The sequence below is a fragment of the Brenneria tiliae genome (assembly GCF_023347575.1).
Lineage (GTDB): Bacteria > Pseudomonadota > Gammaproteobacteria > Enterobacterales > Enterobacteriaceae > Brenneria > Brenneria corticis.
The window spans coordinates 1-221 of record NZ_JAKPCB010000010.1 but is presented as its reverse complement, the minus strand read 5'-3'; the positions used below and the strand labels follow the sequence as shown (position 1 = coordinate 221).

Annotated in this window: 1 rRNA gene; it reads right to left on the bottom strand. The window is 48.4% G+C overall.

What is annotated here, in order from left to right:
* Nucleotides 1–149 precede the first annotated feature (149 nt).
* Nucleotides 150–221 (bottom strand): 16S ribosomal RNA (locus tag MFP24_RS24425); the annotation flags it as partial.

Sequence of the window (221 nt, the reverse complement as noted above, 5' to 3'; positions counted from 1 at the left end):
CCATTGTGTTTTGTCACTGCACTGGACAGTCACACACCCCACGGCACTTCAGGAAACGTCCGCAACCTTCTACCGCAGGTTACCTTGCTCATTGTTTTCATCAGACAATCTGTTGTGGACACTGCACTTTCCAATATCTCACTTCAGTTTAAGGAGGTGATCCAACCGCAGGTTCCCCTACGGTTACCTTGTTACGACTTCACCCCAGTCATGAATCACAA